Annotated in this window: 26 protein-coding genes and 2 pseudogenes; 12 read left to right on the top strand and 16 right to left on the bottom strand. The window is 74.5% G+C overall.

Annotation, left to right across the window (positions count from 1 at the left end):
* Nucleotides 1-90 precede the first annotated feature (90 nt).
* Both ABD946_RS27585 and sigJ (ABD946_RS27580) read right to left on the bottom strand, forming a co-directional pair.
* The gene (locus ABD946_RS27585; protein WP_345288034.1) at nucleotides 91-1047 is read right to left on the bottom strand and encodes a hypothetical protein; all 957 of its coding nucleotides are present in this window, start codon (nucleotides 1045-1047) and stop codon (nucleotides 91-93) included.
* 90 nt (nucleotides 1048-1137) lie between these two features.
* Nucleotides 1138-2046 (bottom strand): RNA polymerase sigma factor SigJ, encoded by a 909-nt coding sequence (sigJ, locus tag ABD946_RS27580; protein WP_345288004.1) that lies wholly within the window; start codon nucleotides 2044-2046, stop codon nucleotides 1138-1140.
* A gap of 165 nt (nucleotides 2047-2211) precedes the next feature.
* On the opposite strand from sigJ (ABD946_RS27580), the gene ABD946_RS27575 reads away from it, so the two are divergent.
* The 3 genes from ABD946_RS27575 to ABD946_RS27565 all read left to right on the top strand — a co-directional run bounded on the left by ABD946_RS27575 (nucleotide 2212) and on the right by ABD946_RS27565 (nucleotide 4521).
* The gene (locus ABD946_RS27575; RefSeq protein WP_345288005.1) at nucleotides 2212-2628 is read left to right on the top strand and encodes a hypothetical protein; all 417 of its coding nucleotides are present in this window, start codon (nucleotides 2212-2214) and stop codon (nucleotides 2626-2628) included.
* 74 nt (nucleotides 2629-2702) lie between these two features.
* Complete coding sequence (locus tag ABD946_RS27570) at nucleotides 2703-3662, top strand: pseudouridine synthase (protein WP_345288032.1); 960 nt, start codon at nucleotides 2703-2705, stop codon at nucleotides 3660-3662.
* A 70-nt stretch (nucleotides 3663-3732) separates the two neighbouring features.
* Nucleotides 3733-4521, top strand: coding sequence for an SGNH/GDSL hydrolase family protein (locus ABD946_RS27565; protein WP_345288007.1), 789 nt, complete (start codon nucleotides 3733-3735; stop codon nucleotides 4519-4521).
* A gap of 137 nt (nucleotides 4522-4658) precedes the next feature.
* On the opposite strand, the gene ABD946_RS27560 is transcribed toward ABD946_RS27565, so the two are convergent.
* From ABD946_RS27560 to ABD946_RS27545, 4 genes are all read right to left on the bottom strand, one after another.
* Nucleotides 4659-5567, bottom strand: coding sequence for an AurF N-oxygenase family protein (locus ABD946_RS27560; protein WP_345288008.1), 909 nt, complete (start codon nucleotides 5565-5567; stop codon nucleotides 4659-4661).
* A 117-nt stretch (nucleotides 5568-5684) separates the two neighbouring features.
* The gene (locus ABD946_RS27555) at nucleotides 5685-6008 is read right to left on the bottom strand and encodes a hypothetical protein (protein ID WP_345288009.1); all 324 of its coding nucleotides are present in this window, start codon (nucleotides 6006-6008) and stop codon (nucleotides 5685-5687) included.
* Complete coding sequence (locus ABD946_RS27550; protein WP_345288030.1) at nucleotides 6005-7240, bottom strand: hypothetical protein; 1236 nt, start codon at nucleotides 7238-7240, stop codon at nucleotides 6005-6007. Before ABD946_RS27550 ends, ABD946_RS27555 begins: the two co-directional genes overlap by 4 nt.
* Before the next feature lie 442 nt (nucleotides 7241-7682).
* Nucleotides 7683-7907 carry a hypothetical protein gene (locus ABD946_RS27545; RefSeq protein WP_345288029.1) on the bottom strand — a complete coding sequence of 75 codons (225 nt, stop codon included), beginning with the start codon at nucleotides 7905-7907 and terminating at the stop codon, nucleotides 7683-7685.
* A 329-nt stretch (nucleotides 7908-8236) separates the two neighbouring features.
* Between ABD946_RS27545 and ABD946_RS27540 the strand changes: the two genes are divergently transcribed.
* The 4 genes and pseudogenes from ABD946_RS27540 to ABD946_RS27525 all read left to right on the top strand — a co-directional run bounded on the left by ABD946_RS27540 (nucleotide 8237) and on the right by ABD946_RS27525 (nucleotide 10680).
* Nucleotides 8237-8497, top strand: a complete 261-nt coding sequence (locus tag ABD946_RS27540; protein WP_345288027.1) for a hypothetical protein — start codon at nucleotides 8237-8239, stop codon at nucleotides 8495-8497.
* 211 nt (nucleotides 8498-8708) lie between these two features.
* Nucleotides 8709-9423: pseudogene (locus tag ABD946_RS27535) on the top strand (ABC transporter ATP-binding protein).
* The gene (locus ABD946_RS27530) at nucleotides 9420-9707 is read left to right on the top strand and encodes a hypothetical protein (protein WP_345288025.1); all 288 of its coding nucleotides are present in this window, start codon (nucleotides 9420-9422) and stop codon (nucleotides 9705-9707) included. Before ABD946_RS27535 ends, ABD946_RS27530 begins: the two are co-directional and overlap by 4 nt.
* Before the next feature lie 112 nt (nucleotides 9708-9819).
* Nucleotides 9820-10680: a hypothetical protein gene (locus ABD946_RS27525; protein ID WP_345288023.1), complete on the top strand. Its 861-nt coding sequence runs from the start codon at nucleotides 9820-9822 to the stop codon at nucleotides 10678-10680.
* 383 nt (nucleotides 10681-11063) lie between these two features.
* On the opposite strand, the gene ABD946_RS27520 is transcribed toward ABD946_RS27525, so the two are convergent.
* The 6 genes from ABD946_RS27520 to ABD946_RS27495 form a co-directional block, all read right to left on the bottom strand.
* Nucleotides 11064-11222, bottom strand: a complete 159-nt coding sequence (locus ABD946_RS27520) for a hypothetical protein (RefSeq protein WP_345288021.1) — start codon at nucleotides 11220-11222, stop codon at nucleotides 11064-11066.
* Nucleotides 11222-11722 (bottom strand): hypothetical protein, encoded by a 501-nt coding sequence (locus ABD946_RS27515; protein WP_345288020.1) that lies wholly within the window; start codon nucleotides 11720-11722, stop codon nucleotides 11222-11224. The genes ABD946_RS27520 and ABD946_RS27515 overlap by 1 nt, the downstream gene beginning before the upstream one ends.
* Nucleotides 11723-11875: 153 nt before the next feature.
* Nucleotides 11876-12025, bottom strand: a complete 150-nt coding sequence (locus ABD946_RS27510; RefSeq protein WP_345288018.1) for a hypothetical protein — start codon at nucleotides 12023-12025, stop codon at nucleotides 11876-11878.
* The gene (locus ABD946_RS27505) at nucleotides 12007-12363 is read right to left on the bottom strand and encodes a hypothetical protein (RefSeq protein WP_345288016.1); all 357 of its coding nucleotides are present in this window, start codon (nucleotides 12361-12363) and stop codon (nucleotides 12007-12009) included. Before ABD946_RS27505 ends, ABD946_RS27510 begins: the two co-directional genes overlap by 19 nt.
* 124 nt (nucleotides 12364-12487) lie before the next feature.
* Nucleotides 12488-13279, bottom strand: a complete 792-nt coding sequence (locus ABD946_RS27500; RefSeq protein ID WP_345288014.1) for an ABC transporter ATP-binding protein — start codon at nucleotides 13277-13279, stop codon at nucleotides 12488-12490.
* A 149-nt stretch (nucleotides 13280-13428) separates the two neighbouring features.
* Entirely contained in the window at nucleotides 13429-13740 is a 312-nt protein-coding gene (locus ABD946_RS27495; RefSeq protein ID WP_345288012.1) for a hypothetical protein, read from the bottom strand.
* A 272-nt stretch (nucleotides 13741-14012) separates the two neighbouring features.
* On the opposite strand from ABD946_RS27495, the gene ABD946_RS27490 reads away from it, so the two are divergent.
* Nucleotides 14013-14915, top strand: coding sequence for a hypothetical protein (locus ABD946_RS27490; RefSeq protein ID WP_345288011.1), 903 nt, complete (start codon nucleotides 14013-14015; stop codon nucleotides 14913-14915).
* A 22-nt stretch (nucleotides 14916-14937) separates the two neighbouring features.
* Here ABD946_RS27490 and ABD946_RS27485 read toward each other — a convergent pair whose 3' ends face one another.
* Nucleotides 14938-15750, bottom strand: a complete 813-nt coding sequence (locus ABD946_RS27485; protein ID WP_345288010.1) for a tetratricopeptide repeat protein — start codon at nucleotides 15748-15750, stop codon at nucleotides 14938-14940.
* 164 nt (nucleotides 15751-15914) lie between these two features.
* Between ABD946_RS27485 and ABD946_RS27480 the strand changes: the two genes are divergently transcribed.
* A complete protein-coding gene (locus ABD946_RS27480) occupies nucleotides 15915-16238 on the top strand; it encodes a hypothetical protein (protein ID WP_345288009.1) in 324 nt (107 codons plus the stop codon).
* A gap of 117 nt (nucleotides 16239-16355) precedes the next feature.
* Nucleotides 16356-17264, top strand: a complete 909-nt coding sequence (locus ABD946_RS27475; protein ID WP_345288008.1) for an AurF N-oxygenase family protein — start codon at nucleotides 16356-16358, stop codon at nucleotides 17262-17264.
* A 137-nt stretch (nucleotides 17265-17401) separates the two neighbouring features.
* Here ABD946_RS27475 and ABD946_RS27470 read toward each other — a convergent pair whose 3' ends face one another.
* The 3 genes and pseudogenes from ABD946_RS27470 to ABD946_RS27460 form a co-directional block, all read right to left on the bottom strand.
* Nucleotides 17402-18190 (bottom strand): SGNH/GDSL hydrolase family protein, encoded by a 789-nt coding sequence (locus ABD946_RS27470; RefSeq protein ID WP_345288007.1) that lies wholly within the window; start codon nucleotides 18188-18190, stop codon nucleotides 17402-17404.
* A 70-nt stretch (nucleotides 18191-18260) separates the two neighbouring features.
* A pseudogene (locus tag ABD946_RS27465) lies at nucleotides 18261-19221 on the bottom strand (pseudouridine synthase).
* 74 nt (nucleotides 19222-19295) lie between these two features.
* Entirely contained in the window at nucleotides 19296-19712 is a 417-nt protein-coding gene (locus ABD946_RS27460) for a hypothetical protein (protein WP_345288005.1), read from the bottom strand.
* Nucleotides 19713-19877: 165 nt separating this feature from the next.
* Between ABD946_RS27460 and sigJ (ABD946_RS27455) the strand changes: the two genes are divergently transcribed.
* Together sigJ (ABD946_RS27455) and ABD946_RS27450 are read left to right on the top strand one after the other, a co-directional pair.
* Nucleotides 19878-20786, top strand: a complete 909-nt coding sequence (sigJ, locus tag ABD946_RS27455; protein WP_345288004.1) for an RNA polymerase sigma factor SigJ — start codon at nucleotides 19878-19880, stop codon at nucleotides 20784-20786.
* A gap of 881 nt (nucleotides 20787-21667) precedes the next feature.
* On the top strand, nucleotides 21668-21838 hold the full coding sequence (locus ABD946_RS27450) for a hypothetical protein (RefSeq protein WP_345288003.1): 171 nt from the start codon (nucleotides 21668-21670) through the stop codon (nucleotides 21836-21838).
* Nucleotides 21839-22971: the final 1133 nt, after the last annotated feature.

Here is a 22971-nt window from a genome sequence, read left to right as displayed (position 1 = left end):
GGAGTACGACTCAGAGCTTCCAGATCATCCCGTGGCGGCTTTTGGGCTCACCTTGGTTGGACCCCATATGCGGGAGATCGCCATCGCGCGTCAGGAACGGCCCAGCGCCTCGCGGAGCGTCAGCCCGTGATGCTCCTTCAGGCGGCGCAGCTCCCACCAGGAGAGGGCCGTCACGGTGATCGGAGCGCCGAGGATGAAAGCGGCACGGGCGGCCGGCGGGACCTCGGAGTAGGCGCCGGTCACGACGTCGAGGAGGGCCATCTCCCAGACCAGGATCCCGGCGAGGAGCGGCGGGAGAACCTCGTGGATGTCGGCGGTGCGGAAGACGTGGACGAGGGAGAGGCCGATGCCGTAGAGGGCGAAGCCGAGGGACCACAGGCAGAGCACCGCGAGGACGACCGTCCCCACCACGCCCACCGCGTCGCGGAATCCTGCGGTCTCCGGGGCCATCGCGAGGGGGAAGGTGGCCATCGATCCGATGACGGCCGCCACCGCGCCGAGCGGGCGCAGGGTCCGCCGCAGGTACGTCCGCCGCAGGTCGCCCCGGGCGGCGGCGATGAAGGCGCCGACCACCAGCGGGAAGGTGCAGACGAGCACCAGGACGCTGGACCAGCTCTGGTTGAAGCGGTCGTCCGCCATCGCCTTGACGCCTTCGACGTCGGCCACGGCCCGGTACGTCGCCGTCAGCCCGATGTAGGCCGCCAATCCCAGCCCCGTGCGCCAGAGTTGGAGCCGGCGGACCGACGCGTCCTCCGCCAGGCCCGCACGCGAGGGACGGAAGGCCCGCTGGGCGGCGTAGAACGGGTTGCGGACGCCGCGCAGGATCTTCTGCGCGCGCGAGGGCTCGACCGGCGGCAGCAGCGGCGGGGGCTCCGGCGGAGCGTACGGGCCGGGCGGGACCGGTGGCGGAGGTCCGTACGGGTAGCCCTGCGGCGGGATCGGTCCCGGCCCCGGCGCCCCCTGCCCGGGAGGCGGCCCGTACGGCGGTCCGTACGGCGCTCCCGTCGGCGGACCGTAGCCGCCCCCGCCTCCACCGTTGCCGCTCACGTGCCGTCCCCCGTCCAGTCCGTTCGTCAGTGCCTGGGCATCGTAGTGGGCCTTCCCCCGAACGAGCCTGACGACTCGGCGGACGCCCGCTCACACCGCCTCGGCCGGCGCCTCCCAGGGCCCAAGCTTCTCCGGGTTGCGCACGGCCCAGATCCGGGTGATCCGCCCGTCCTCCACCGCGAAGGCGGCCACCGTCACCGCGCTGCCATCGAGGAGGGCCACCAGGCCGGGGCGGCCGTTGACCGAGCCCTCGCGGAGGGTCTGCCCCGGGGTCCGGTCGGCGATGGCGAGGACGAGGCGGGCGATCGCGTCGGCGCCGGTGACGGGGTGGAGGGCGGACGGGACCAGCCCACCGCCGTCGGCGGTCAGGGTGGCGGCGGGGTCGAGGAGGGCGACCAGGGCGGCGATGTCCTTGGTCTCCCAGGCGTGCTTGAACGCGCGGACCACCCGGGCCTGGTCGGTGGTCATCCCGGTATCGGGCCGGGCGTCCCGTACCCGCCGCCGCCCGGAGGCCGCCAACTGCCGGCAGGCGGCCGCCGACCGCTCCAGCACCTCGCCGATCTCACCGAACGGGTACCCGAAGACGTCGTGCAGGACGAAGGCCACCCGCTCCGCCGGGGTCATCGTCTCCAGGACCACCAGCAGCGCCATGTCCACCGACTCGTCCAACGCGATCCGCTCGGCCGGGTCCTGACGCTCCGCCACCGACGGGCCGGCCGGCCACTCGGTGCGGTCGGGCAGCGGCTCGGGTATCCACTCGCCGACGTAGCGTTCGCGCCGGGCCCGGGCCGAGCCGAGCTGGTCGAGGCAGATCCGGCTGGTGACGGTGGTGAGCCAGGCGTCGGGCGACAGGACCGCCTCCTGCCGCTCCGCGGGCAGGGCGTACCAGCGGGCGTACGCCTCCTGGACGGCGTCCTCCGCCTCGGTGAGTGAACCGAGGAGGCGGTAGCCGATGTTGAGCAGCCGGTGGCGCGCACTGTCGACGGCAGTGATGGTCATGGTCCGGCTGCTCCTTCGCTACGGGGTGATGCACCGTCATGATCCACTGCACGCACGCCCGAAGCGAGCCCTTTCGCCGCCCCGCCTCACATTCCGCCGGGCTGTTCCGTCAGGAAGGTGAGCGACCGGGACACGGCCCGGCGCAGGGGAGAGAGAAGGACGGCGATGGCCACCTTGACGTCGACGGTGACGGTGCGTCGGAGCACCAGGTTCCAGCCCTTCGTGCGGGTCGCGGTCGGTCTGCAGACCGCGACCCTCCTGGCGCAGGCGGTCAGCGCGGGTCTGACCTTCTCCACCTCCTACGGCGAGCTGCTGCACGCCGTGGGCGCCCGGGTCACCTACGGGGCCACCATGCTCTACCTGCTGGCTGCCGTCCTGGCCTGGCGGCCGGGTGGCGGTCCGGGGCGGCCGGTGCTGTACGCGACCGGGTTCCTGGTGCTCTCCTCGGTGCAGGTGCTGGCGGGGATCGCGCACCTGGCGAGTCTGCACATCCCGCTCGGGGTGCTGATGTTCGGCACCAGTCTGCTCCGCTTCGGCTGGGACGTGGCGGGGTACCGGAACGGCGCGGCCGCGAAGCCCTGACCTGCGGAGGGAGCGGCGGGGCGCGGCCCCGAGCGGACGGGCGGGCGCGGGCCGGGGCGTTAGGCTGACGCCCCATGAGACGCCGCCCCGCCGCCCCACGCTCCCCCCTCCCCCAGCGGCACGGCGTCGACCCGGTGCGGCGCCGGCTGCCGGAGGACGGCGGCGGGTGGGCGACGGTCCACGCGTACCTGACGGAGTTCCTCCCGGTGGAGCCGGCCCTGGTCGACGCGCTGTTCGCGGGCGACGCTCCTGGGGACGGGGTGCACGGCACGGACGGGCGGCTCTCCCCCGACGCGCCGTTCGTCCCGGGGGCCGTGATCTGGTACCACCGTGACCTGCCGCCCGAGGTGGAGGTGCCGTTCCCGCTCACCGTCCTGCACCGGGACGAGCGGATCGTGGTCGCGGACAAGCCGCACTTCCTCTCCATCGCCCCGCGCGGCAAGCACGTCACCCAGACCGCGCTGGCCCTGCTCCGCGACCGCCTCGGCCTGCCGGAACTGAGCCCGGCCCACCGTCTCGACCGGCTGACCGCCGGACTGGTGCTCTTCGTCGTGCGGCCGCAGGACCGCGCCGCGTACCAGGGGCTGTTCGCCGAGCGGCGGGTCCGCAAGGAGTACCGGGCGGTGGCCCCGTACCTGCCGGGTCTGGAGCTGCCCCGGACGGTGGAGAGCCGGCTGGTGAAGGAGCGCGGCGAACTGACGGCGCGGGAGGTGACGGGCGAGCCGAACAGCCGCAGCGTCGTCGAGCTGCTGACGCAGGACGGGCGGAACGGTGGATACCGCTTGCTGCCCGAGACGGGCAAGACCCATCAGCTGCGGGTCCACCTCTGCTCGCTCGGCATCCCGATCCTCGGCGATCCCCTCTACCCGCGCGTCCTCCCCGAGGCGGCTCCGGACGATTTCCGCGATCCGCTCCAACTCCTGGCCCAGGCACTGGAGTTCACCGACCCCGTGACCGGCGTGGCGCACCGCTTCGAGAGCGGGCAGCGACTGGCCCACTGGCCGGACCACCAGGCCTCCCCGCACCCCTTGTGACGAAGCTCACCCCCGGGACTCCGTCACCTACGGTCGCGTAAGGTAGTTCACAAGGTGAACTATCTCCTCCATGGCTGACACACAGGAGACCCTTGACCTCAGCTCGTACGTGGCACTCGGGGACAGCTTCACCGAGGGCCTCAACGACGCCCGCCCGGACGGCCTGTACGCCGGATGGGCCGACCGACTGGCCCGACTGCTCGCCGCAGAGCGGCCGTTGGGCGACTTCCGGTACGCGAACCTCGCGGTCCGCGGCCGGCTGCTGGACCAGATCGTCGAGGAGCAGGTGCCCCGGGTCGCGGAGATCCGCCCCGACCTGGTGACGCTCTGCGCCGGCGGCAACGACATCCTCCGCCCGGGCAGCGACCCGGACGCGGTGGCCGAGCGCTTCGAGGCCGCGGTGGTGGAGCTGAAGCGCCACGCCCGGACGGTCCTGATCTGCACCGGCTTCGACACCCGGGGCATCCCGGTGCTCGGCATGCTGCGCGGCAAGATCGCCACCTACAACGGCCACCTGCGGGCCGTCGCCGACCGGCACGGCCTCACCGTCGCCGACCTCTGGTCGCTGCGTTCGGTGCACGACCGCCGCGCCTGGAGCGAGGACCGCCTGCACCTCTCCCCCGAGGGCCACCAGCGGGTCGCCCTGCTGGCCGCCCGCTCGCTCGGCCTGCCGCTCGGCCCGGAGCAGGACCCGGAGGCCCCGTGGCCCGCCGCGCCCGTGCTCACCACGGCCGAGCAGCGCCGGGAGAACCTGCAGTGGGCCCGCGAGTTCCTGGTGCCGTGGGTCGGCCGCCGCCTGCGCGGCGAGTCCTCCGGGGACAACGTCGAGGCCAAGCGCCCGGAGCTGCTCCCGCTCTGACGCCGCGTCAGCCACCGGCCCGTGCCTCCGACGCCCCGGAGGCACGGGCCCGGCCGTTCTCCCGCTCGGCCCGCTCAACCCGGCTCCGACCGCTCCGGCGCCGCTCCGGTTCAGCTCACCCCGGCGCCGCGCCCGGCTCAGACCACCCCGGCGCGGCGCAGCAGCCAGCGGTTGGTCGGGCCGATCAGGCCCGCCCGGTCGAGTACGCCGACCGCCTTGGCCGCCATCCGGGTCTTGGTGGCCCGCCAGTTGGGGTTGGACCGGGCGGCGGCCCGGCCCGCCTTGGGGTCGATGCCGACCGCCGCGTAGAGGCGGGGGTTGATCAGGCCCTTGGTGGAGCGGTGGATGATCAGGCCGATCAGCAGCTGCTCGTAGAAGCGGCGCACCGGTCCGACCCGGGTGCGGACCAGCTCCTCCCGGGCGTAGGTGATGTGGCGGGACTCCTCGATCACGTGGATCCGGGAGACCTGGCGGGTGAGGGGCTGGAGCGACTCGTCGTTCATCAGCTCGCGCTGGAACGCGTCGAGGATCTCCTCCACGTACATGGTGCCGCCGAAGGTCTGACTGTGCGTCGAGATCGCCTTGAAGATCCGGCCGAGCTCGTGCGAGAGCCGTCCGGGACCGTAGGCGGGGACGCCCATCCAGGTGATCATCTTGGCGAACATGACGGAGTGCCGGCACTCGTCGGCGATCTCGGTGAGCGCGTACTGCACGTGGGCACTGGTCGGATCGCGGTCGAAGGCGTGGCGCAGCAGCATCTGCATCAGGATCTCCTCGAACCAGATGCCGAGGCTGGCGACGCTGGCCACCTCGTGCTTGCTGAGCTCGATCCGCTGCTCCTCGCTCAGGCCCTCCCAGAGCTCGGTGCCGTAGAGCGAGGTGTGGTGCGGCGGGCAGAAGTAGCGGCCGGGCAGCGGCGGGGTGTCCCAGTCCACCTCGGTGAGCGGGTCGAAGGAGAGCTTGGCCGAGGAGTTGAGCAGCCGCTCGGCGGTGCGGCGGCGCTCCTCGGGCCAGGCTTCGGGTGCGGTCCGGACGGCCTTGGTCATCGGCCCTCTTCCTTCCTCTCGGCGCGCGGCGGGGCGCACTGGCCCTCTGACCGGAAGGTAGAAGCTATTAGACACACCGTCAATACTTCGCACAGCCCCACCGCCCGCCGGTCCGGGTCAGGCCCGCAGGAAGGCGGTCAGCAGCCGCGCGGCCTCCGCCACCTCCTTGACGTCACGCCGCTCGGTGTCGACGTCCAGGTGGAACGGTGCGTGCCCGCCGGCCGCCGTGTCCACCTGGGCCTCGCGGCGGTCCGGCGTCACCAGCCACCAGACGTGGTCGTCCTCGCCCCTGCCCCTGGCGTCCAACCGCCGGACCTCGACCTCCGGAACCGCCGACCGGACCAGCGCGAACACCTCGTCCAGCGGGCCGCCCGTCGCATCGGCCGCCGACCAGATCCGGTGGAAGCAGCGCTCGCTCAGCGGCTGCGGGTACTCCGTCATGACGCCCCCTCAACTCTCGTTCCTCGTACACGGGTCACCGTAGCTCCCCGATTCCTCCGGATCCTGTTCCGTTCTGCGAACAGGCGTGTGCGATCTTCGTATGCTCGACTCCACACCCCCTTGGGCACACCCTCTGGGTCGACCGAAGCGAGGCTGACCGGATCATGACCAACCCCCTGACGCACGCCACCGCCCTCTACCACGCGGGCCGTTACGCCGAGGCCGAGGCGGAGGCCCGCGCTCTGGCGGAGGCACCGCGGATCGAGCCGGAGGACTTCGTCTTCGGGCCGCTGGCGCTGGAGATCGTCGCGCTGGCGGCCAGCGCCCAGGGCCGCCACACCGAGGCCCTCGGCATCCTCGACGAGGTGCGGCCGCTGATCGCGGAGCTGATCGGGCCCGAGCACATGCTGACCCTCAAGCTGCGTGCGGACCGGGCCCAGGTGCTGACGATGCTCGACCGCTTCGCCGAGGCCGAGTCGGAGTGCGCGGCGGTCGCCCACCTGGCGGAGCGTCAGATCGAGGCGGAGGCGGACGCGGAGGCGGAGCCGGAGATGCAGCTCCTGCGGCTCAACGCCCGCAGCGGTCAGCTCCACGCCCTCACCGCGCTCGGCCTCCACCCGGAGGCGGAGGCGGTGGCCCGCCAGGCCATCGCCTCGCACCACGAGGACGACCAGATCGCGCTGATCCTGCGGCTGGGCCTCTGCCGGAGCCTCAACCTCCAGGGCCGCTACGAGGACGCCCTCGCCGCGGCGCGGCTCGCCGACGAGCTGCGCCGCGGCTGGGACGAGGAGCGCCGCCGCCCGGAGGCCGGGGCCGTGGAGCTGGCCGCCGCCCGGGCCCTCCTCGGGCTGGGGCAGGACGCCGCGGCCCACGTCCGCTGGCCGCCACCGCCCTCGACGCCTCCTGGCCGTGTTCGGGCCGGACAACTCCCGCACCGTCGAGGCCCGCGAGCTGCTGGAGCGGATCGACGGCGCCTGACCCGGCCACAGGCGCCTGACGGTCAGTCGATCTCCTTGCGCGGGGGCGGCCGCCGTCCAGTAGTCCGGGTCGGGCGGGATCCGCTGGGCGAGGTCGGCGCGCACCTGGTCGGCGAGCCTGCGGGTGTCGCGGCGGTTCATGGTGGCGCCGAGGCCCGCGCCGATCAGCAGCGGAGTCAGGGAGGGGAGCTTGCGCAGCGTGCTCCGGGTCAGCCGCTTGCGCAGCTTCTGGCGGACCTCGGAGCTGACCGCCATCGCCGCCAGCCCGGCCGGGCGGATCAGCGCGGCCCGGTCGATGCACCGGCCGTCGGCCCAGGCGCCGACGTACGCGGTGGCCCGCTGCGCGACCGTGCCCTGGGCGGGGACCCCGTAGACTCGTGCAGCTCGGCGATCAGCTTGATCTCGACGGCCGCCACCGAGAGGGTCTCCGCCGCGATCTCCACCGGCATCGCGGGCGGGACGGGCATCATCGCGCCGCGCCCGCCCCCGCGCCCAGCGCGGCGGAGGAGCGGCAGGCCCCGAGCGCGATCAGTTCAGCCAGCTCGTCCGGGGTGGCGGCGGTGGGGTGCTGGGCGCGCAGGGTGGCCAGGCTGCGGACCGGGATCCGGGGCGCGGCGTCCAGCAGCCGGTCGGCCAGTACCTTGCCGCCGTACCGGCCCCTTGGCCGCGGCCTTGCCGCCCCGCCCGAGCGCGGTGGTCAGCGAGCGGACCAGCGCGCCGGCCCGCTGGCTCCGCGCCGCCGGTACCAGGCCTCCCGGACCGCGGGAGCGGCGTCGGGGAGGGTGCGCTCCATCTCGGCCGAGAGCGCGGCCAACTGCCCGGCGACGTCCTCGCCGCCGGCCGGTGCGTCCCGGCCTCCCCGTACGCCGTCCTCCGGCCCGGGCTCCGGCTCGCCGTCTCTCCTCCGTCGGATGATTCCCATGATCTGCGCGTACCGGTTCCCTCCGCCGCCACGCCGCACCGTGACCCGATATCCCCTGGTACCGCTCAGGTCTCGGTTCGGGCATGCCCACGCCCACGAACCGTCCGTGCCCAGCACACTGGGACCGGCCGGTCGACGGGGCGTCACGGGGGCGAGCACCGTCGGACCGGCCGCACCGACGCCTGCCCCGACGGCACCGGTGCGCGCACCGCGCGGTTCCGTCCACCGGGCCCCTGCCTGCTCGCCACCGAGTCCGAGGGGACCGCCCGTGCCGACGACCGCCACGAGAGCCCGCGCCACCGACCGCAGCGACCTCCAGCTGGCCGCCCATGCTCGCCGCCGCGACCGCGGTCCTCGACCTGCTGCTCCTCCTCGTGGTCACCCGCGTCGGCGGCCTGCTCCTCGCCTTCCACCTCGGCGGGGCCACCGTCGCCGCCATGCGCGCCCTCTGGTACCCGGCCCCGCCGTCCGCCAGCTGCGCCGCTCGCCACCTGGCTGCTCCTCGGCCAACTCGCCCTGGTGGCAACCCTGTTGGCGACCCTGATCGCCGTCCACTGGGCCATGCGCGGGACTCCCTGAACGTGTCCTGAGCACACCGTGCGCGCGCCTTGACCAGGCCTTGGCCGGCCCTTGGCCCTCCCTTGATCGTCTGCGGAGCACCTACCGGCGGCCGCCCTCCGACGGCTGGGTACTGTGGGCGGACCACCCCTCGAAAGGCGCTTTCCCCATGGCCAAGAACGCCGCCGCCGGACCGCCCGCCGCCCGTCCGGGGCACGCACGCGGGGCGGCCGCGCCGGCTCCCTGCTGCGCCTGAGCGGCGTCAGCCGCTCGTACGGCGACCGGGAGGTGCTGCACCCCGTGGACCTGTCGCTGGCCGCCGGCGAGTGCGTCGCGCTGCTCGGCCACAACGGCTCGGGCAAGTCCACCCTGCTCCGGGTCGCCGCCGGGCGGGACGCGCCAGCAAGGGGACGGTGCGCTTCGACGGCCTCCCGATGGACCAGAACGACCCCCGGATCCGGGCCCGGGTGGCCGTGGTCGGCGACACCGTCGCCTGCTACCCGGACCTGACGGTCCGTGAGCACCTGCTGCTGGTGGCGGTCGCGCACGGGGTGGCCGACGCGCCCGACTGGATCACCGAGGTGCTGGCCCACCGCAACCTCACCGAACGCGCCGACGCCCTGCCCTCGGCCCTCTCCTCCGGCCAGATGCAGGCCCTGCTGCTGGCCTGCGCCATGGTGCGCCCGCGCGACCTGCTACTGCTGGACGAGCCCGAGCAGCGGCTCGACCGGAGGCCCGGCGCGACCTCGCCGAGCTGCTCAAGGGCGAACTCGCCGACGGCGTCGCGGTGTTGCTGGTCACCCACCACACCGACCTGGCGCTGGACGTGGCCGACCGGGTGGTGGTCCTGGAGGAGGGCCGGATCGTCCGGCAGGGCAAGCCCCGGCAGGTCCTCGCGGCGGAGTACGCCGCGCGTACCGCCGCCGCCCCGACCACCAACTCGGCCGGTGACCGATGAGCACCACCGTCCCCGAGGCGGAGAGCGCCGTCGAGCCGTGGTCGGCGGACGACGACTGGACCGACGAGACCCTCGCCCTGCTGCGGGCCCTGCGCGCGCCCCACCGGCGCAACCGCGCCAAGTCCGTGGCCTTCGCGCTCTACTGCGTGCTGCTCGGCCTGGTCGTCTGGGGCGGCGTGCCGAGCCTGGGCCTCTTCCTCCAGGCCTCGATGGGCGCCGACTACACCGGCCACGGCGGCGACCTGCTCGCCGCGATGCCGCCGGCATCACCGCCGTCGGCCTGACCACCTTCCTGTGCTGCTCCGGGACGGCCTCTGGCGCGGCCCGTGGTGCCGCCCCGGGCGGCGACCGACTGGCTCCTCGCCCAACCGGTCGGCCCCGCCCGGTGCTGCGGCCGTGGTTCTGGCTGTCCTGCGCGGTGGCCGCCTCCGGGCTGGTGGCGGCGGCCGGCGGCATGGTCGCCTCGGGCTGACCGTCCGCACCGGCCTGCCGGCCGCGCTCGGGTGGTGCCTGCTCGGCGGGCTCGGCGTCCCCCTGCTGGCCACCTGCGCCGCCCTGGTGGTGGAGCGCAGCGACCGCACCGCCCACTGGGTGCGCCGCCTGACGCCCTACCTCACCCTGCTGATCCTGGGCCTCGCCGCGCAGACCGTGCTGGCCGTCGCCGGTCACCCGGTGGGCTGGCTGGAGCGGGCCGAGCTCTGGTCCGGGCCCGTGGGGCTGGGCCGCCGTCGCGGCCCTGGCCCCGACGCCCGCCGCCGTGCCGGGCGGCTGGATCGCCGCCGCGCTCCTCCTGGTCTCCACGGCCGCCGCCCTGGTGGCCGCCCCGACCGCGCCGCCGCGACCGTCCCGCTCGCCCGTCTGCGCGAACGGGCCCGGACGGCCGCCGGCGTCCTGGCCGCGCTGCGCACGGTCGAGCTGCGCAGCGCCCGACTGGCCGTCAACAGCGCCAACGGCAGCCTCCGTCAGCGCCGCCTGCGCCTCCCCGCCCTCGGCGGGCCTGGCAGGTGGTGCCCTGGCGCGACACCCTCGCGCTGCTGCGCTCCACCGGCGCGGCTGGGCCGCGCGGTGGTGCTCGCGGTGCCGGGCGCCGCTCTGCGCCGCCCTCGCCCACGGCACCGGGGCGGAGTGTCCTGGCTGGCCACCGCCGTGGCGCTGGTCTTCGGCTACCTGGCGGTGGCGCAGCTGCTGGAGCCGCCCGGATCGAGACCGACGACGTGCGGCGCGCCTCCTGGTCGCCGTACCCCTTCGCCGGGCTGATGCTCCGTCACGCCGTGGTCCCGGTCGTGGCGGTCTGCTGCGGGCCTGGACTGCGCGGGCGCGCTGCTGGCCCTCGGTGGCGGTGGCCCGGGGGCGGGGCCCACGGTCTGGCTCGTCCCGGCCGCCGTCCCGGCGCTGGTGGCGGCCGGGCTGGTGAACGCTGCCGGGGCCCGGTGCGCCGGGACCTGATGTACTCCCCCGCCGGGGCGCGGGCGGGGCACCGGGCCGTTGGTCTTCGCCGCCTGGTACGCGGCGGGGCCGCCGTGGGGATCGCGGGCCTGACGCCGCTGTACCAGGCGGCGAAGACCAACGGCCCGGTGCCCCGCCCGCGCCCCGGGCGGGGGAGTACATCAGGTCCCGGCGCACCGGGCCCCGGCAGGCGTTCACCAGCCCGGCCGCCACCAGCGCCGGGACGGCGGCCGGGACGAGCCAGACCGTGGGGCCCGCCCCGGGCCACCGCCACCGAGGGCCAGCAGCGCGCCCGCGCAGGCCAGGCCCAGCAGCAGACCGGCCACGACCGGGGACACGGCGTGACGGAGCATCAGCCCGGCGAAGGGGGTACGGCGACCAGGAGGCGCGCCGCACGTCGTCGGTCTCGATCCGGGCGGGCTCCAGCAGCTGCGCCACCGCCAGGTAGCCGAAGACCAGCGCCACGGCGGTGGCCAGCCAGGACACTCCGCCCCGGGTGCCGTGGGCGAGGGCGGCGCAGAGCGGCGCCGGCACCGCGAGCACCACCGCGCGGCCCAGCCGCGCCGGGGAGCGCAGCAGCGCGAGGTGTGTCGCGCCAGGGCACCACCTGCCAGGCCCGCCGAGGGGCGGGGAGGCGCAGGCGGCGCTGACGGAGGCTGCCGTTGGCGCTGTTGACGGCCAGTCGGGCGCTGCGCAGCTCGACCGTGCGCAGCGCGGCCAGGACGCCGGCGGCCGTCCGGGCCCGTTCGCGCAGACGGGCGAGCGGGACGGTCGCGGCGGCGCGGTCGGCGGCCACCAGGGCGGCGGCCGTGGAGACCAGGAGGAGCGCGGCGGCGATCCAGCCGCCCGGCACGGCGGCGGGCGTCGGGGCCAGGGCCGCGACGGCGGCCCAGCCCCCACGGGCCGGACCAGAGCTCGGCCCGCTCCAGCCAGCCCACCGGGTGACCGGCGACGGCCAGCACGGTCTGCGCGGCGAGGCCCAGGATCAGCAGGGTGAGGTAGGGCGTCAGGCGGCGCACCAGTGGGCGGTGCGGTCGCTGCGCTCCACCACCAGGGCGGCGCAGGTGGCCAGCAGGGGGACGCCGAGCCCGCCGAGCAGGCACCACCCGAGCGCGGCCGGCAGGCCGGTGCGGACGGTCAGCCCGAGGGCGACCATGCCGCCGGCCGCCGCCACCAGCCCGGGGAAGGCGGCCACCGCGCAGGACAGCCAGAACCACGGCCGCAGCACCGGGCGGGGGCCGGACCGGGTGGGCGAGGAGCCAGTCGGTCGCCGCCCGGGGCGGCACCACGGGGCCGCGCCAGAGGCCGTGCCCGGAGCAGCAGCAGGAAGGTGGTCAGGCCGACGGCGGTGATGCCGGCGGGCATCGCGGCGAGCAGGTCGCCGCCGTGGCCGGTGTAGTCGGCGCCCATCGAGGCCTGGAGGAAGAGGCCCAGGCTCGGCACGCCGCCCCAGACGACCAGGCCGAGCAGCACGCAGTAGAGCGCGAAGGCCACGGACTGGCGCGGTTGCGCCGGTGGGGCGCGCGCAGGGCCCGCAGCAGGGCGAGGGTCTCGTCGGTCCAGTCGTCGTCCGCCGACCACGGCTCGACGGCGCTCTCCGCCTCGGGGACGGTGGTGCTCATCGGTCACCGGCCGAGTTGGTGGTCGGGGCGGCGGCGGTACGCGCGGCGTACTCCGCCGCGAGGACCTGCCGGGGCTTGCCCTGCCGGACGATCCGGCCCTCCTCCAGGACCACCACCCGGTCGGCCACGTCCAGCGCCAGGTCGGTGTGGTGGGTGACCAGCAACACCGCGACGCCGTCGGCGAGTTCGCCCTTGAGCAGCTCGGCGAGGTCGCGCCGGGCCTCCGGGTCGAGCCGCTGCTCGGGCTCGTCCAGCAGTAGCAGGTCGCGCGGGCGCACCATGGCGCAGGCCAGCAGCAGGGCCTGCATCTGGCCGGAGGAGAGGGCCGAGGGCAGGGCGTCGGCGCGTTCGGTGAGGTTGCGGTGGGCCAGCACCTCGGTGATCCAGTCGGGCGCGTCGGCCACCCCGTGCGCGACCGCCACCAGCAGCAGGTGCTCACGGACCGTCAGGTCCGGGTAGCAGGCGACGGTGTCGCCGACCACGGCCACCCGGGCCCGGATCCGGGGGTCGTTCTGGTCCATCGGGGAGGCCGTCGAAGCGCACCGTCCCCTTGCTGGGCGCGTCCCGCCCGGCGGCGACCGGAGCAGGGTGGACTTGCCCGAGCCGTTGTGGCCGAGCAGCGCGACGCACTCGCCGGCGGCCAGCGACAGGTCCACGGGGTGCAGCACCTCCCGGTCGCCGTACGAGCGGCTGACGCCGCTCAGGCGCAGCAGGGGAGCCGGCGCGGCCGCCCCGCGTGCGGCCCCGGACGGGGCGGCGGGCGGTCCGGCGGCGGCGTTCTTGGCCATGGGGGAAAGCGCCTTTCGAGGGGTGGTCCGCCCACAGTACCCAGCCGTCGGAGGGCGGCCGCCGGTAGGTGCTCCGCAGACGATCAAGGGAGGGCCAAGGGCCGGCCAAGGCCTGGTCAAGGCGCGCGCACGGTGTGCTCAGGACACGTTCAGGGAGTCCCGCGCATGGCCCAGTGGACGGCGATCAGGGTCGCCAACAGGGTTGCCACCAGGGCGAGTTGGCCGAGGAGCAGCCAGGTGGCGAGGCGGCGCAGCTGGCGGACGGCCGGGGCCGGGTACCAGAGGGCGCGCAGGGCGGCGACGGTGGCCCCGCCGAGGTGGAAGGCGAGGAGCAGGCCGCCGACGCGGGTGACCACGAGGAGGAGCAGCAGGTCGAGGACCGCGGTCGCGGCGGCGAGCAGGGCGGCCAGCTGGAGGTCGCTGCGGTCGGTGGCGCGGGCTCTCGTGGCGGTCGTCGGCACGGGCGGTCCCCTCGGACTCGGTGGCGAGCAGGCAGGGGCCCGGTGGACGGAACCGCGCGGTGCGCGCACCGGTGCCGTCGGGGCAGGCGTCGGTGCGGCCGGTCCGACGGTGCTCGCCCCCGTGACGCCCCGTCGGACCGGCCGGTCCCAGTGTGCTGGGCACGGACGGTTCGTGGGCGTGGGCATGCCCGAACCGAGACCTGAGCGGTACCAGGGGGATATCGGGGTCACGGTGCGGCGTGGCGGCGGAGGGAACCGGGTACGCGCAGATCATGGGAATCATCCGACGGAGGAGAGACGGCGAGCCGGAGCCCGGGCCGGAGGACGGCGTACGGGGAGGCCGGGACGCACCGGCCGGCGGCGAGGACGTCGCCGGGCAGTTGGCCGCGCTCTCGGCCGAGATGGAGCGCACCCTCCCCGACGCCGCTCCCGCGGTCCGGGAGGCCTGGTACCGGCGGCGCGGGAGCCAGCGGGCCGGCGCGCTGGTCCGCTCGCTGACCACCGCGCTCGGGCGGGGCGGCAAGGCCGCGGCCAAGGGGGCCGGGTACGGCGGCAAGGTACTGGCCGACCGGCTGCTGGACGCCGCGCCCCGGATCCCGGTCCGCAGCCTGGCCACCCTGCGCGCCCAGCACCCCACCGCCGCCACCCCGGACGAGCTGGCTGAACTGATCGCGCTCGGGGCCTGCCGCTCCTCCGCCGCGCTGGGCGCGGGGGCGGGCGCGGCGGCGATGATGCCCGTCCCGCCCGCGATGCCGGTGGAGATCGCGGCGGAGACCCTCTCGGTGGCGGCCGTCGAGATCAAGCTGATCGCCGAGCTGCACGAGGTCTACGGGGTCCCCGCCCAGGGCACGGTCGCGCAGCGGGCCACCGCGTACGTCGGCGCCTGGGCCGACGGCCGGGGCATCGACCGGGCCGCGCTGATCCGCCCGGCCGGGCTGGCGGCGATGGCGGTCAGCTCCGAGGTCCGCCAGAAGCTGCGCAAGCGGCTGACCCGGAGCACGCTGCGCAAGCTCCCCTCCCTGACTCCGCTGCTGATCGGCGCGGGCCTCGGCGCCACCATGAACCGCCGCGACACCCGCAGGCTCGCCGACCAGGTGCGCGCCGACCTCGCCCAGCGGATCCCGCCCGACCCGGACTACTGGACGGCGGCCGCCCCGCGCAAGGAGATCGACTGACCGTCAGGCGCCTGTGGCCGGGTCAGGCGCCGTCGATCCGCTCCAGCAGCTCGCGGGCCTCGACGGTGCGGGAGTTGTCCGGCCCGAACACGGCCAGGGAGGCGTCGAGGGCGGTGGCGGCCAGCGGACGGGCCGCGGCGTCCTGCCCCAGCCCGAGGAGGGCCCGGGCGGCGGCCAGCTCCACGGCCCCGGCCTCCGGGCGGCGGCGCTCCTCGTCCCAGCCGCGGCGCAGCTCGTCGGCGAGCCGCGCCGCGGCGAGGGCGTCCTCGTAGCGGCCCTGGAGGTTGAGGCTCCGGCAGAGGCCCAGCCGCAGGATCAGCGCGATCTGGTCGTCCTCGTGGTGCGAGGCGATGGCCTGGCGGGCCACCGCCTCCGCCTCCGGGTGGAGGCCGAGCGCGGTGAGGGCGTGGAGCTGACCGCTGCGGGCGTTGAGCCGCAGGAGCTGCATCTCCGGCTCCGCCTCCGCGTCCGCCTCCGCCTCGATCTGACGCTCCGCCAGGTGGGCGACCGCCGCGCACTCCGACTCGGCCTCGGCGAAGCGGTCGAGCATCGTCAGCACCTGGGCCCGGTCCGCACGCAGCTTGAGGGTCAGCATGTGCTCGGGCCCGATCAGCTCCGCGATCAGCGGCCGCACCTCGTCGAGGATGCCGAGGGCCTCGGTGTGGCGGCCCTGGGCGCTGGCCGCCAGCGCGACGATCTCCAGCGCCAGCGGCCCGAAGACGAAGTCCTCCGGCTCGATCCGCGGTGCCTCCGCCAGAGCGCGGGCCTCCGCCTCGGCCTCGGCGTAACGGCCCGCGTGGTAGAGGGCGGTGGCGTGCGTCAGGGGGTTGGTCATGATCCGGTCAGCCTCGCTTCGGTCGACCCAGAGGGTGTGCCCAAGGGGGTGTGGAGTCGAGCATACGAAGATCGCACACGCCTGTTCGCAGAACGGAACAGGATCCGGAGGAATCGGGGAGCTACGGTGACCCGTGTACGAGGAACGAGAGTTGAGGGGGCGTCATGACGGAGTACCCGCAGCCGCTGAGCGAGCGCTGCTTCCACCGGATCTGGTCGGCGGCCGATGCGACGGGCGGCCCGCTGGACGAGGTGTTCGCGCTGGTCCGGTCGGCGGTTCCGGAGGTCGAGGTCCGGCGGTTGGACGCCAGGGGCAGGGGCGAGGACGACCACGTCTGGTGGCTGGTGACGCCGGACCGCCGCGAGGCCCAGGTGGACACGGCGGCCGGCGGGCACGCACCGTTCCACCTGGACGTCGACACCGAGCGGCGTGACGTCAAGGAGGTGGCGGAGGCCGCGCGGCTGCTGACCGCCTTCCTGCGGGCCTGACCCGGACCGGCGGGCGGTGGGGCTGTGCGAAGTATTGACGGTGTGTCTAATAGCTTCTACCTTCCGGTCAGAGGGCCAGTGCGCCCCGCCGCGCGCCGAGAGGAAGGAAGAGGGCCGATGACCAAGGCCGTCCGGACCGCACCCGAAGCCTGGCCCGAGGAGCGCCGCCGCACCGCCGAGCGGCTGCTCAACTCCTCGGCCAAGCTCTCCTTCGACCCGCTCACCGAGGTGGACTGGGACACCCCGCCGCTGCCCGGCCGCTACTTCTGCCCGCCGCACCACACCTCGCTCTACGGCACCGAGCTCTGGGAGGGCCTGAGCGAGGAGCAGCGGATCGAGCTCAGCAAGCACGAGGTGGCCAGCGTCGCCAGCCTCGGCATCTGGTTCGAGGAGATCCTGATGCAGATGCTGCTGCGCCACGCCTTCGACCGCGATCCGACCAGTGCCCACGTGCAGTACGCGCTCACCGAGATCGCCGACGAGTGCCGGCACTCCGTCATGTTCGCCAAGATGATCACCTGGATGGGCGTCCCCGCCTACGGTCCCGGACGGCTCTCGCACGAGCTCGGCCGGATCTTCAAGGCGATCTCGACGCACAGTCAGACCTTCGGCGGCACCATGTACGTGGAGGAGATCCTCGACGCGTTCCAGCGCGAGCTGATGAACGACGAGTCGCTCCAGCCCCTCACCCGCCAGGTCTCCCGGATCCACGTGATCGAGGAGTCCCGCCACATCACCTACGCCCGGGAGGAGCTGGTCCGCACCCGGGTCGGACCGGTGCGCCGCTTCTACGAGCAGCTGCTGATCGGCCTGATCATCCACCGCTCCACCAAGGGCCTGATCAACCCCCGCCTCTACGCGGCGGTCGGCATCGACCCCAAGGCGGGCCGGGCCGCCGCCCGGTCCAACCCCAACTGGCGGGCCACCAAGACCCGGATGGCGGCCAAGGCGGTCGGCGTACTCGACCGGGCGGGCCTGATCGGCCCGACCAACCGCTGGCTGCTGCGCCGCGCCGGGGTGGTCTGAGCCGGGCGCGGCGCCGGGGTGAGCTGAACCGGAGCGGCGCCGGAGCGGTCGGAGCCGGGTTGAGCGGGCCGAGCGGGAGAACGGCCGGGCCCGTGCCTCCGGGGCGTCGGAGGCACGGGCCGGTGGCTGACGCGGCGTCAGAGCGGGAGCAGCTCCGGGCGCTTGGCCTCGACGTTGTCCCCGGAGGACTCGCCGCGCAGGCGGCGGCCGACCCACGGCACCAGGAACTCGCGGGCCCACTGCAGGTTCTCCCGGCGCTGCTCGGCCGTGGTGAGCACGGGCGCGGCGGGCCACGGGGCCTCCGGGTCCTGCTCCGGGCCGAGCGGCAGGCCGAGCGAGCGGGCGGCCAGCAGGGCGACCCGCTGGTGGCCCTCGGGGGAGAGGTGCAGGCGGTCCTCGCTCCAGGCGCGGCGGTCGTGCACCGAACGCAGCGACCAGAGGTCGGCGACGGTGAGGCCGTGCCGGTCGGCGACGGCCCGCAGGTGGCCGTTGTAGGTGGCGATCTTGCCGCGCAGCATGCCGAGCACCGGGATGCCCCGGGTGTCGAAGCCGGTGCAGATCAGGACCGTCCGGGCGTGGCGCTTCAGCTCCACCACCGCGGCCTCGAAGCGCTCGGCCACCGCGTCCGGGTCGCTGCCCGGGCGGAGGATGTCGTTGCCGCCGGCGCAGAGCGTCACCAGGTCGGGGCGGATCTCCGCGACCCGGGGCACCTGCTCCTCGACGATCTGGTCCAGCAGCCGGCCGCGGACCGCGAGGTTCGCGTACCGGAAGTCGCCCAACGGCCGCTCTGCGGCGAGCAGTCGGGCCAGTCGGTCGGCCCATCCGGCGTACAGGCCGTCCGGGCGGGCGTCGTTGAGGCCCTCGGTGAAGCTGTCCCCGAGTGCCACGTACGAGCTGAGGTCAAGGGTCTCCTGTGTGTCAGCCATGGAGGAGATAGTTCACCTTGTGAACTACCTTACGCGACCGTAGGTGACGGAGTCCCGGGGGTGAGCTTCGTCACAAGGGGTGCGGGGAGGCCTGGTGGTCCGGCCAGTGGGCCAGTCGCTGCCCGCTCTCGAAGCGGTGCGCCACGCCGGTCACGGGGTCGGTGAACTCCAGTGCCTGGGCCAGGAGTTGGAGCGGATCGCGGAAATCGTCCGGAGCCGCCTCGGGGAGGACGCGCGGGTAGAGGGGATCGCCGAGGATCGGGATGCCGAGCGAGCAGAGGTGGACCCGCAGCTGATGGGTCTTGCCCGTCTCGGGCAGCAAGCGGTATCCACCGTTCCGCCCGTCCTGCGTCAGCAGCTCGACGACGCTGCGGCTGTTCGGCTCGCCCGTCACCTCCCGCGCCGTCAGTTCGCCGCGCTCCTTCACCAGCCGGCTCTCCACCGTCCGGGGCAGCTCCAGACCCGGCAGGTACGGGGCCACCGCCCGGTACTCCTTGCGGACCCGCCGCTCGGCGAACAGCCCCTGGTACGCGGCGCGGTCCTGCGGCCGCACGACGAAGAGCACCAGTCCGGCGGTCAGCCGGTCGAGACGGTGGGCCGGGCTCAGTTCCGGCAGGCCGAGGCGGTCGCGGAGCAGGGCCAGCGCGGTCTGGGTGACGTGCTTGCCGCGCGGGGCGATGGAGAGGAAGTGCGGCTTGTCCGCGACCACGATCCGCTCGTCCCGGTGCAGGACGGTGAGCGGGAACGGCACCTCCACCTCGGGCGGCAGGTCACGGTGGTACCAGATCACGGCCCCCGGGACGAACGGCGCGTCGGGGGAGAGCCGCCCGTCCGTGCCGTGCACCCCCGTCCCCAGGAGCGTCGCCCGCGAACAGCGCGTCGACCAGGGCCGGCTCCACCGGGAGGAACTCCGTCAGGTACGCGTGGACCGTCGCCCACCCGCCGCCGTCCTCCGGCAGCCGGCGCCGCACCGGGTCGACGCCGTGCCGCTGGGGGAGGGGGGAGCGTGGGGCGGCGGGGCGGCGTCTCATGGGGCGTCAGCCTAACGCCCCGGCCCGCGCCCGCCCGTCCGCTCGGGGCCGCGCCCCGCCGCTCCCTCCGCAGGTCAGGGCTTCGCGGCCGCGCCGTTCCGGTACCCCGCCACGTCCCAGCCGAAGCGGAGCAGACTGGTGCCGAACATCAGCACCCCGAGCGGGATGTGCAGACTCGCCAGGTGCGCGATCCCCGCCAGCACCTGCACCGAGGAGAGCACCAGGAACCCGGTCGCGTACAGCACCGGCCGCCCCGGACCGCCACCCGGCCGCCAGGCCAGGACGGCAGCCAGCAGGTAGAGCATGGTGGCCCCGTAGGTGACCCGGGCGCCCACGGCGTGCAGCAGCTCGCCGTAGGAGGTGGAGAAGGTCAGACCCGCGCTGACCGCCTGCGCCAGGAGGGTCGCGGTCTGCAGACCGACCGCGACCCGCACGAAGGGCTGGAACCTGGTGCTCCGACGCACCGTCACCGTCGACGTCAAGGTGGCCATCGCCGTCCTTCTCTCTCCCCTGCGCCGGGCCGTGTCCCGGTCGCTCACCTTCCTGACGGAACAGCCCGGCGGAATGTGAGGCGGGGCGGCGAAAGGGCTCGCTTCGGGCGTGCGTGCAGTGGATCATGACGGTGCATCACCCCGTAGCGAAGGAGCAGCCGGACCATGACCATCACTGCCGTCGACAGTGCGCGCCACCGGCTGCTCAACATCGGCTACCGCCTCCTCGGTTCACTCACCGAGGCGGAGGACGCCGTCCAGGAGGCGTACGCCCGCTGGTACGCCCTGCCCGCGGAGCGGCAGGAGGCGGTCCTGTCGCCCGACGCCTGGCTCACCACCGTCACCAGCCGGATCTGCCTCGACCAGCTCGGCTCGGCCCGGGCCCGGCGCGAACGCTACGTCGGCGAGTGGATACCCGAGCCGCTGCCCGACCGCACCGAGTGGCCGGCCGGCCCGTCGGTGGCGGAGCGTCAGGACCCGGCCGAGCGGATCGCGTTGGACGAGTCGGTGGACATGGCGCTGCTGGTGGTCCTGGAGACGATGACCCCGGCGGAGCGGGTGGCCTTCGTCCTGCACGACGTCTTCGGGTACCCGTTCGGTGAGATCGGCGAGGTGCTGGAGCGGTCGGCGGCCGCCTGCCGGCAGTTGGCGGCCTCCGGGCGGCGGCGGGTACGGGACGCCCGGCCCGATACCGGGATGACCACCGACCAGGCCCGGGTGGTCCGCGCGTTCAAGCACGCCTGGGAGACCAAGGACATCGCCGCCCTGGTCGCCCTCCTCGACCCCGCCGCCACCCTGACCGCCGACGGCGGTGGGCTGGTCCCGTCCGCCCTCCACCCCGTCACCGGCGCCGACGCGATCGCCCGCCTCGTCCTCGCCATCGCCGACCGGACCCCGGGGCAGACCCTCCGCGAGGGCTCGGTCAACGGCCGCCCCGGCCTGGTGGCCCTCCTCGATGGCAGCGCGGTGACGGTGGCCGCCTTCGCGGTGGAGGACGGGCGGATCACCCGGATCTGGGCCGTGCGCAACCCGGAGAAGCTTGGGCCCTGGGAGGCGCCGGCCGAGGCGGTGTGAGCGGGCGTCCGCCGAGTCGTCAGGCTCGTTCGGGGGAAGGCCCACTACGATGCCCAGGCACTGACGAACGGACTGGACGGGGGACGGCACGTGAGCGGCAACGGTGGAGGCGGGGGCGGCTACGGTCCGCCGACGGGAGCGCCGTACGGACCGCCGTACGGGCCGCCTCCCGGGCAGGGGGCGCCGGGGCCGGGACCGATCCCGCCGCAGGGCTACCCGTACGGACCTCCGCCACCGGTCCCGCCCGGCCCGTACGCTCCGCCGGAGCCCCCGCCGCTGCTGCCGCCGGTCGAGCCCTCGCGCGCGCAGAAGATCCTGCGCGGCGTCCGCAACCCGTTCTACGCCGCCCAGCGGGCCTTCCGTCCCTCGCGTGCGGGCCTGGCGGAGGACGCGTCGGTCCGCCGGCTCCAACTCTGGCGCACGGGGCTGGGATTGGCGGCCTACATCGGGCTGACGGCGACGTACCGGGCCGTGGCCGACGTCGAAGGCGTCAAGGCGATGGCGGAGGACGAACCGCGGTTCAACCAGAGCTGGTCCAGCGTCCTGGTGCTCGTCTGCCACCTTCCGCTGGTGGTCGGCGCCTTCATCGCCGCCGCCCGGGGCGACCTGCGGCGGACGTACCTGCGGCGGACCCCTGCGCCCGCTCGGCGCGGTGGCGGCCGTCATCGGATCGATGGCCACCTTCCCCCTCGCGATGGCCCCGGAGACCGCAGGATTCCGCGACGCGGTGGGCGTGGTGGGGACGGTCGTCCTCGCGGTGCTCTGCCTGTGGTCCCTCGGCTTCGCCTCTACGGCATCGGCCTCTCCTCGTCCACGTCTTCCGCACCGCCGACATCCACGAGGTTCTCCCGCCGCTCCTCGCCGGGATCCTGGTCTGGGAGATGGCCCTCCTCGACGTCGTGACCGGCGCCTACTCCCGAGGTCCCGCCGGCCGCCCGTGCCGCTTTCATCCTCGCGCTCCGATCACCGTGACGGCCCTCTCCTGGTGGGAGCTGCGCCGCCTGAAGGAGCATCACGGGCTGACGCTCCGCGAGGCGCTGGGCCGTTCCTGACGCGCGATGGCGATCTCCCGCATATGGGGTCCAACCAAGGTGAGCCCAAAAGCCGCCACGGGATGATCTGGAAGCTCTGAGTCGTACTCCGTGTCTACCACCGGGCTTGGCCCTGTCCCGGGTGCGGGCGCGGCTGCTGGGCCTGGTCGACGTCGTTGGCCTGGACGGCAAGACGCTGTTCAACGCGCTCAGCACAACGTCGCGGTGATCGGCTCGGAGGAGTGCGCCGACTGGTCCGAGCAGCTGCTGCCCTGGAGCAGGTGGAGGCGAAGCTGCGGATTACCTGGTCGAGGCGGCCTGAGCACCCCGGGCGAGGCGCGGCCTTCGACGCCGCTGCCTGGTCGCCCAGCTGCGCGGGCGGCTGTCCGCCTCGGCGGCGCGGCGGACGTGCGAGTGCCGCGACAACGACGAGCTGTTCGTCGACCCCGACACGGGGGCGCCGAAGCTCATGGGGCCGCCAGGCGGAGAAGCGCGCCGCACCGCGCAGGTGCTGGGGCAGGCCGTCAAGGAGCGGATGCCCGAGCGCACCCTGCTGGGGATCGTGGCCCGCACCGCGTACTGGATCGAGTGGTGGAACCGGCGTTCGGACCGCGTCCGGCAATGACCCGAAATGAGGCCGACCGTTCGGCCGGTGCGGATACTCCACCACGAACTCGGTATCCCGAACGACTACGACGCCCGCTGGACTGTTGACTTCAGCGTGCTCGGCGACGAACGACGAGGCTGCACGCGGCATGACGCACGAACCGACACCGTCGGAAAACCGATCGCGGTCCAGGGTCATTGAGCCGAGACTGATGGGTCGATCCACATCGGGACAGGAAGAGTGGCCAGCCCTGACGTACAACCGTGACACCTGCCCTTCCCCCGAGAACCGTGTGCCCCGCGTCACCTACGAGGGCATCCGGACTGGGATCAGTTCGACCCTGCCCGCCACTCGTTCGCCTGGGACGAGGACGAGAGGAACGCCTCCGCTCGCTGGTCCGCGAGGGGTGCCACCGTGCCTCCGGTATGGCTGGCTGTGGCAGGGAGAACGCTGGTGCGAGAGCCAGGTGACGCGGTCCTCCGGGAGCGATACGGCAACTGGACCTGGGGATGGAGTGGTCCTACCGCGCAGGCGGGCCCATCGGCTA

It is taken from the genome of Kitasatospora albolonga (assembly GCF_039535905.1).
Classification (GTDB): Bacteria; Actinomycetota; Actinomycetes; order Streptomycetales; family Streptomycetaceae; genus Kitasatospora; species Kitasatospora albolonga.
The sequence above is the reverse complement of the archived record's forward strand: the minus strand, read 5'-3'. Positions and strand labels throughout refer to the sequence as shown.

What these genes read in the sequence shown, in the direction of transcription:
- sigJ (WP_345288004.1), bottom strand. Translation starts at nt 2,046, where the DNA reads ATGACCATCACTGCCGTCGACAGTGCGCGCCACCGGCTGCTCAACATC.
- ABD946_RS27575 (WP_345288005.1), top strand. Translation starts at nt 2,212, where the DNA reads ATGGCCACCTTGACGTCGACGGTGACGGTGCGTCGGAGCACCAGGTTC.
- ABD946_RS27570 (WP_345288032.1), top strand. Translation starts at nt 2,703, where the DNA reads ATGAGACGCCGCCCCGCCGCCCCACGCTCCCCCCTCCCCCAGCGGCAC.
- ABD946_RS27565 (WP_345288007.1), top strand. Translation starts at nt 3,733, where the DNA reads ATGGCTGACACACAGGAGACCCTTGACCTCAGCTCGTACGTGGCACTC.
- ABD946_RS27560 (WP_345288008.1), bottom strand. Translation starts at nt 5,567, where the DNA reads ATGACCAAGGCCGTCCGGACCGCACCCGAAGCCTGGCCCGAGGAGCGC.
- ABD946_RS27555 (WP_345288009.1), bottom strand. Translation starts at nt 6,008, where the DNA reads ATGACGGAGTACCCGCAGCCGCTGAGCGAGCGCTGCTTCCACCGGATC.
- ABD946_RS27550 (WP_345288030.1), bottom strand. Translation starts at nt 7,240, where the DNA reads ATGGCGGTCAGCTCCGAGGTCCGCCAGAAGCTGCGCAAGCGGCTGACC.
- ABD946_RS27545 (WP_345288029.1), bottom strand. Translation starts at nt 7,907, where the DNA reads ATGGGAATCATCCGACGGAGGAGAGACGGCGAGCCGGAGCCCGGGCCG.
- ABD946_RS27540 (WP_345288027.1), top strand. Translation starts at nt 8,237, where the DNA reads ATGCTCGCCGCCGCGACCGCGGTCCTCGACCTGCTGCTCCTCCTCGTG.
- ABD946_RS27530 (WP_345288025.1), top strand. Translation starts at nt 9,420, where the DNA reads ATGAGCACCACCGTCCCCGAGGCGGAGAGCGCCGTCGAGCCGTGGTCG.
- ABD946_RS27520 (WP_345288021.1), bottom strand. Translation starts at nt 11,222, where the DNA reads ATGCTCCGTCACGCCGTGTCCCCGGTCGTGGCCGGTCTGCTGCTGGGC.
- ABD946_RS27510 (WP_345288018.1), bottom strand. Translation starts at nt 12,025, where the DNA reads ATGGTCGCCCTCGGGCTGACCGTCCGCACCGGCCTGCCGGCCGCGCTC.
- ABD946_RS27500 (WP_345288014.1), bottom strand. Translation starts at nt 13,279, where the DNA reads ATGGCCAAGAACGCCGCCGCCGGACCGCCCGCCGCCCCGTCCGGGGCC.
- ABD946_RS27490 (WP_345288011.1), top strand. Translation starts at nt 14,013, where the DNA reads ATGGGAATCATCCGACGGAGGAGAGACGGCGAGCCGGAGCCCGGGCCG.
- ABD946_RS27485 (WP_345288010.1), bottom strand. Translation starts at nt 15,750, where the DNA reads ATGACCAACCCCCTGACGCACGCCACCGCCCTCTACCACGCGGGCCGT.
- ABD946_RS27480 (WP_345288009.1), top strand. Translation starts at nt 15,915, where the DNA reads ATGACGGAGTACCCGCAGCCGCTGAGCGAGCGCTGCTTCCACCGGATC.
- ABD946_RS27475 (WP_345288008.1), top strand. Translation starts at nt 16,356, where the DNA reads ATGACCAAGGCCGTCCGGACCGCACCCGAAGCCTGGCCCGAGGAGCGC.
- ABD946_RS27470 (WP_345288007.1), bottom strand. Translation starts at nt 18,190, where the DNA reads ATGGCTGACACACAGGAGACCCTTGACCTCAGCTCGTACGTGGCACTC.
- ABD946_RS27460 (WP_345288005.1), bottom strand. Translation starts at nt 19,712, where the DNA reads ATGGCCACCTTGACGTCGACGGTGACGGTGCGTCGGAGCACCAGGTTC.
- sigJ (WP_345288004.1), top strand. Translation starts at nt 19,878, where the DNA reads ATGACCATCACTGCCGTCGACAGTGCGCGCCACCGGCTGCTCAACATC.
- ABD946_RS27450 (WP_345288003.1), top strand. Translation starts at nt 21,668, where the DNA reads ATGGCCCTCCTCGACGTCGTGACCGGCGCCTACTCCCGAGGTCCCGCC.